We start from the raw sequence: 6,043 nt of genomic DNA on the forward strand, positions 1-6,043 counted from the left end.
AGCGCGGAGATGGCCTCCGACACGCCGCCCGGCGCTTCGCGCAGCTCCGAATAGGGCCCGAGCGCGCGGGCCAGGTAGTAGGTCGGCGACAGCAGCGGCTGCGCCTGGTCGGCGGACGCGCCCGACACTAGCCCGACGCGCCGGCGGCGACCGCGGTCGTCGAACAGCGCCGCGGCGCCGGCCGACGTCTCCTCCTGGATGTCGACCCGGGCGATGGCGTTGCGGACCTCCATCGGCAGCGTGAAGCTCGCCTGCGTCTCGACCGCACCGGCCGGAAACGTGAAGGGCGCCTGGGCCAGCGGCAGGCCGCGCAGGTCGCTGGCCCGCAGCGTGCCGGAATCGCGGCCGTTCGCTTCCGCCCGGACCACCCGGACGGAGAGCTGGGCGGGCGCGTTCTCGGCACCGGCCAGGGCCAGCGCACCGGAGCGTGGCCCCGCGATCACCGCCACGCGGCGCGCGCCGGCCGCTTCCGCCAGCGCCGGGGCGAAACCGGCATCGCCAGCCCCGGCAGTGCGGTCGGCGATCCACACGATCTCGGCATCGCGTGCCGTGGCCAGATAGGCCCGGATGCTGTCCAGATGCGGCCGCCGGTCAACCAGGTAGGGCTGCGGCTTCACGGCCCGGACGCGCTCCAGCGCCGCGCCGGGGGCGGAGGCGGCAATGGCGGCCGGCCGGTCGGCCGTGGCCAGGATGGCGGTGGCCCGACCCTCCCGGACGGCCGCTTGCACGCGCTCCTCGGCATAGGCGGCCCGCTCGCGCCAATCGCCGGCCGCCGGAAAGCCGTTGTCCAGGATCAGGAGCAGCGGCCCGGCCCCGCCGGCCGCGCCGGGGTTCCAGAGCGGACCGGACGCAGCCAGGATCAGAAGGGCCGCCACCAGCAACCGCAGCAGCAGCAGCCAGGGCGGCGTGCGGGCCGGGGTCTGCCGCTCGGGCAGCAGGTCCGCCAGAATCCTGAGCGGCGGGAAGTCGATGCGGCGCGGCTGCGGCGGGGTCACCCGCAGCAGGAACCAGATGGCCGGCAAGGTCGCGAGCGCGGCCAGCACGGCCGGCACGGCGAAGGTGAGGGGAAGGCCGAGCATGCCTCAGCCGCCTCCCTGCCGGGCGCTCGCGACGAGCGTCAGCACCCGCAGCGCCGCCTCGCTGGCGGGCCGGTCGGTGTGGTGGACCGTCACCGTCCAGCCGCGCCGCCGTGCCAGGTCCCGCACGGCGTCCCGGTGCGCGGCGATGCGCTCACGATAGGCCCGGCCCCAGCTCGCGGCGTCGCCGATGCGAAGCACCAGCCCGGCTTCGAGGTCGTGCAAGACGGCCTGGCCGTCGAATGGAAACGTCTCCTCGACGGGATCGACGATCAGCACGAGGTGCCCGCGCGCGCCGCGGGCCGACAACCCCTCGACGGAGGCGGCGATCTCGGCGAGGGGGGCCAGGAAATCGCCGATCAGGACAGCCTCGTCCTGCCGGGCCAGCGGCTGCGGCGGCGGCAGGTCCTCGTCGAGCCGCTGCCGGTCGGCGGCCAGCGTCTCGGCGCAGCGCTCCGCGATGCGGCGCGAGGCGGTCGGGCTGGCATGGCCGATCAGGCCGACCCGCTCGCCGCCCTCCACCAGCACGTCCGCCAGCGCGAGGCCGAGCACGAAGGCGCGCTCGACCTTGGCGGTCTCAGCCAGGCTCGACCGGAAGGCCATGGAGGCCGACCTGTCCATCCAGAGCCAGATGGCGTGCGGCGATTCCCATTCCCGCTCGCGAACATAGAGCCGGTCGTCCCGGCCGGAACGGCGCCAATCCACCCGGGCCGCGGCCTCCCCGGCCACAAAGGGCCGAAACTGCCAAAAGGTCTCGCCAGGGCCGGCCCGGCGGCGACCGTGCAGTCCGTGCGCCAGGCTGGCAGCGACGCGCCGCGCTTCCAGCACGAGCCGCGGCATGCGGCTCGCGAGCGACAGCGCCGCTCCGGTCTCCTCGCGGCCCGGCTGGCGCCGGCCCTCGGACAGGACGGCGGTCTGAGCCATCAGCCTGTGCGGCGCCCGACCCTGGCGGCGAGGCGTTCGACGATCCCCGAGACGGTCTCGCCGTCCGCCCGGGCCGCGAAGGTCAGCGCCATGCGGTGCTTCAGCACGGGCTCGGCCAGCGCCACCACGTCATCCACAGAGGGCGCGAGCCGGCCCTCGATCAGGGCGCGCGCCCGCACGGCCAGCATCAGGGATTGGCTGGCCCGCGGGCCGGGGCCCCAGAGCAGCTTGCCGGCGACCTCGCTGCCGCCCTCCTCGGGACGAGCCGAACGGACGAGGTCGAGGATTGCGTCCACGACGCTCTCGCCGACCGGCAAGCGGCGCACGAGGCGCTGGATGTTGAGCAGCGCGTCCGTGCTCATCACGGCGGCGGGCCGGGTCTCGGCCGCGCCGGTGGTCTCGATCAGGATGCGGCGCTCGGCCACCCGGTCCGGGAAGCCGACATCGATCTGCAGCAGGAAGCGGTCGAGCTGGGCCTCGGGCAGCGGGTAGGTTCCCTCCTGCTCGATCGGGTTCTGGGTCGCAAGAACGTGAAACGGGCGGGGCAGGTCGTGACGGTCGCCGGCCACCGAAACGTGGTGCTCCTGCATGGCCTGCAGCAAGGCGGACTGGGTCCGGGGGCTGGCCCGGTTGATCTCGTCCGCCATCAGGAGCTGGGCAAAGATCGGGCCCTTGATGAACCGGAACGAGCGGCGCCGGTCCGCGCCCTCATCCAGCACCTCGGTGCCGAGAATGTCGGAGGGCATCAGGTCGGGCGTGAACTGGACGCGCCGGGCATCGAGCCCGAGCACCGTGCCGAGCGTCTCCACGAGCTTCGTCTTCGCGAGGCCCGGCACGCCGACCAGGAGGCCGTGGCCGCCGGACAGGAGCGTGATGAGGGAGAGATCGACCACGCTCTCCTGGCCGAAGATCACGCTGTGAATCGCCACCCTGGCCCGGCCGATCGTGTCGAGCGCCGTTTCGGCCTGGGCGATGACCGCGTCGTCCAAGGAGGTCGGGTCGGCGGCGGCAGCCATCGTCATCCAGGGCATCTCCGGCGCGCGGACGTGGCGTGCGTCGCGGCAATCCTGCAGATGTGGGACCGCTTTCCTCCTTCTGGCAAGCGGGTCTATCGGCCGCAGGGGCGGGAAGTCCCGGCGCGACCTCGTGCCAGGAAGAAGGGCCCATATGGAGTCGTCATGGCGATGAGCGAGGCAGGCGGGGCAGCAACCGGCCAGGACGCCCTTGGGCGGCTCAGCGCCGCGCTCGGCAAGCCGGGTCGCGGCCCGGCGCCCGTGGAGCGGTGGAACCCGCCCTATTGCGGCGAGATCGACATGCGGATCGAGAGCGACGGCACCTGGTTCTACATGGGCACGCCCATCGGCCGTCCGGCGCTGGTGCGGCTGTTCAGCTCGGTGCTGCGCCGCGATCCGGAGCGTTTCGTGTTGGTGACGCCGGTGGAGCGGATCGGGATCGCGGTGGCGGATGCGCCCTTCGCGGCGGTGGAAATGTCCGTGGCGGGCGATGACTCCGACCGGAGCGTCGCGTTCAGGACCAATGTGGACGATCTGGTCCGGGTCGATGCCGAACACCCGCTGCGCTTCGATCTGGATCCGGATGGCGGGCTCAAGCCCTACGTGCTGGTCCGGGGGGGGCTGTGGGCGCGGCTCACCCGCGCGCTGACCTACGATCTGGTCGAGCTCGGGGAGGAGCGGAACGAGGGCGGACGGACCGCTTTCGGGGTTGCGGTCGGGGACCTGTTCTTCCCCTTCCCGGCCGAGAGCACCGCCCGGTGACCGGTTGCACCTCCCCGGCCGCCGCCTTCACGGCCCGGGCGCTGTCGCGACTGCGGCCCGAGCCGCCGGGATTCCTCGACCGGCGCTCCGATCTGAAGGGGGATCACGCGCTCGACCCGGAGAGCTGGCCGGATCTCGAGAGCCAGGCCCCGCCCCGCATCGCCGGCGTGCTGGTTCCGGTGGTGGCCCATCCGGACGGCCTCGCCGTGCTTCTGACCCGGCGGGCCGCCCACCTGCGCCACCATGGCGGACAGATCGCCTTCCCGGGCGGCCGGATGGACCCTGACGATGCGAGCCCGCTCGACACGGCGCTGCGCGAGGCCGAGGAGGAGATCGGGCTGGACCGCTGCCACGTCCGACCTCTGGGCTACCTGGACGCCTACCTGTCGGGCACCAATTTCTTTGTGGTCCCGGCTCTGGGCCTCGTTGAGCCCGGCTTCACGCTCGAGATGAACCCCGGCGAGGTCTCGGCCACCTTCGAGGTGCCGCTGGCCTTCCTGATGAACCCCGCCCATCACGAGCTGCATGCCCGGGCCTGGAAGACGGGCGTCCGAACCTACTACGCGATGCCGTTTCGGGAGCGCTACATCTGGGGCGTCACGGCCGGTATCCTTCGCAACATGCATGAAAGGCTTTACGGCGAGGAATGATCAGGATCGTTTTCCAGGAACTTGCGCTCTTCCTGGTCCCCTTCGCACTGTTCGCGCTGGTGCTGGTGCTCACCCGGCGGCGCGTGCTCGCCATCGAATCGTGGTCGCAGAGCGCGGCCTGGCTGGCGCTCGCCGGGCTGCTCCTGGTGGTCGGAGGCTTCGTCCTGATGGGCGTGTTCGGCGAGACCCATACGGGCGGCTACGTGCCGCCGCACATGGAGGACGGCAAGCCCGTGCCGGGCGGCTTCCGATGAGCCTCGACCGGGAGGCTGCGCGCGCGCTCAGCTCCCGGCCCGACGTGGCGCGCCTCCTGGCCGTGCTGGACGGGGACGGCGAGGAGACCCGCATCGTCGGCGGGGCCGTCCGCAACGTCCTGATCGGCCGACCGGTGCGCGACATCGACCTCGCCACCACCGCCCTGCCGGCGGAGGTCGCGGCCAGAGCCGAACGGGCCGGCTGTCGCACCGTCCCGACCGGCATCCAGCACGGCACCGTGACGGTGATCGCGAACGGGCGGCCCTTCGAGGTCACCACGCTGCGCGAGGACGTGGAGACGGATGGCCGCCACGCCGTGGTGCGGTTCGGACGCGATTTCGCGGCCGATGCCGAGCGGCGCGACTTCACCGTGAACGCCCTCACCCTCCGGCGCGACGGCACGGTGCAGGACACGGTGGGCGGGCTCGCCGACCTCGCGGCCGGGCGCGTCCGCTTCATCGGCGAGGCGGCCCGGCGCATCCGGGAGGATTACCTGCGGGCTCTGCGCTTTTTCCGGTTCTGGGCCGAATACGGCCGGGGCCCGCTCGACGCCGCCGGCTACGAGGCCGTGATCGGTGCGCGCGACGGTCTCGCCCGGCTGTCCCGCGAGCGGATCCGGACCGAACTGCTGAAGCTGCTCGCGGCGCCCCGGGCCGTCGAGGCCCTCGCGCTGCTCGAGACCGGGGGCCTGCTCGGTCGGCTGGTGGCGCGGGTCTGCGATCTCGGCCGGCTCGGCCGGGCGGCCGCATGCGAGGCCGACGCCGTCGGGCGGCTCGCCGCCTGCCTCGTGCGCAGCCCCGAGGACGCGGGCGGGCTGCGCGAGGCGCTCCGCCTCTCGAACGAGGAATTTGCCCGCCTCGAGCGCTACGCCGCGGCCCTGGCCCGTCTGGTCGCCCGCACGGAGCCCCTGGACGAGGCCGAGTTGCGACGCCAGGCGGTGCTGAACGGGGCGGAGGCGCTGAAGGACGTCGCCGCCGCCACGCTCGGCGAGCCGCGCCCGGTTCTGACGGCGGAGGCGGCCCGGCTGCTGGCCCGCTACCGGGCCGGCGAGGCCCAGCCGCCGCGCTTCCCACTCACAGGAGCCGACCTCGTCGCGGCCGGGCTCGCGCCGGGGCGGGAGATCGGGCGACGCCTCGCGGAGGCCCGGGAGGCGTGGCTCGCCGCAGGCTGCCCGGAGCGCTGGAGCTGGGCCGGGGGCTGAAGGCCGGGCGCCGCTACTCGCCGAACAGCTTGCCGATGATGTCGCCGAGGGGGTCGGCCTCCTCGGCCGGACGGGTCCCCAGGGTCCCGGTCCGGTCTGGTTCCCCGAACCGGCCGGCGGCCGGCGCGTGCCGCCAGGCGCCGGCGCCCGGCAGCGGCGCGG

Annotated in this window: 7 protein-coding genes; 4 read left to right on the forward strand and 3 right to left on the reverse strand. The window is 73.8% G+C overall.

All coding sequences use genetic code 11. The features are described 5' to 3' along the window. From JWR86_RS13575 to JWR86_RS13585, 3 genes are all read right to left on the reverse strand, one after another. Positions 1-1,079, reverse strand: a 1,079-nt coding sequence (locus tag JWR86_RS13575; protein WP_299566509.1) for a BatA domain-containing protein, incomplete at its 3' end; no start/stop codon positions are given. Between the two features lie 3 nt (positions 1,080-1,082). Then, entirely contained in the window at positions 1,083-2,000 is a 918-nt protein-coding gene (locus JWR86_RS13580; protein ID WP_299566511.1) for a DUF58 domain-containing protein, read from the reverse strand. Then, positions 2,000-3,022, reverse strand: a complete 1,023-nt coding sequence (locus JWR86_RS13585; protein ID WP_299566513.1) for a MoxR family ATPase — start codon at positions 3,020-3,022, stop codon at positions 2,000-2,002. The genes JWR86_RS13580 and JWR86_RS13585 overlap by 1 nt, the downstream gene beginning before the upstream one ends. Before the next feature lie 162 nt (positions 3,023-3,184). Between JWR86_RS13585 and JWR86_RS13590 the strand changes: the two genes are divergently transcribed. Genes JWR86_RS13590 through JWR86_RS13605 form a run of 4 tightly spaced genes read left to right on the forward strand, consistent with a single transcriptional unit; the run spans position 3,185 to position 5,881 of the window. After that, positions 3,185-3,775 carry a DUF1285 domain-containing protein gene (locus JWR86_RS13590; protein ID WP_299566515.1) on the forward strand — a complete coding sequence of 197 codons (591 nt, stop codon included), beginning with the start codon at positions 3,185-3,187 and terminating at the stop codon, positions 3,773-3,775. Further along, a complete protein-coding gene (locus JWR86_RS13595) occupies positions 3,772-4,425 on the forward strand; it encodes a CoA pyrophosphatase (protein WP_299566517.1) in 654 nt (217 codons plus the stop codon). Before JWR86_RS13590 ends, JWR86_RS13595 begins: the two co-directional genes overlap by 4 nt. Then, positions 4,422-4,679, forward strand: coding sequence for a DUF6111 family protein (locus JWR86_RS13600; RefSeq protein WP_299566519.1), 258 nt, complete (start codon positions 4,422-4,424; stop codon positions 4,677-4,679). Before JWR86_RS13595 ends, JWR86_RS13600 begins: the two co-directional genes overlap by 4 nt. Further along, positions 4,676-5,881 (forward strand): CCA tRNA nucleotidyltransferase, encoded by a 1,206-nt coding sequence (locus tag JWR86_RS13605; protein ID WP_299566520.1) that lies wholly within the window; start codon positions 4,676-4,678, stop codon positions 5,879-5,881. Before JWR86_RS13600 ends, JWR86_RS13605 begins: the two co-directional genes overlap by 4 nt. Positions 5,882-6,043: the final 162 nt, after the last annotated feature.

The sequence above is a fragment of the Enterovirga sp. genome (assembly GCF_028290205.1).
In the GTDB taxonomy this organism is placed as follows: Bacteria; Pseudomonadota; Alphaproteobacteria; order Rhizobiales; family Beijerinckiaceae; genus Enterovirga.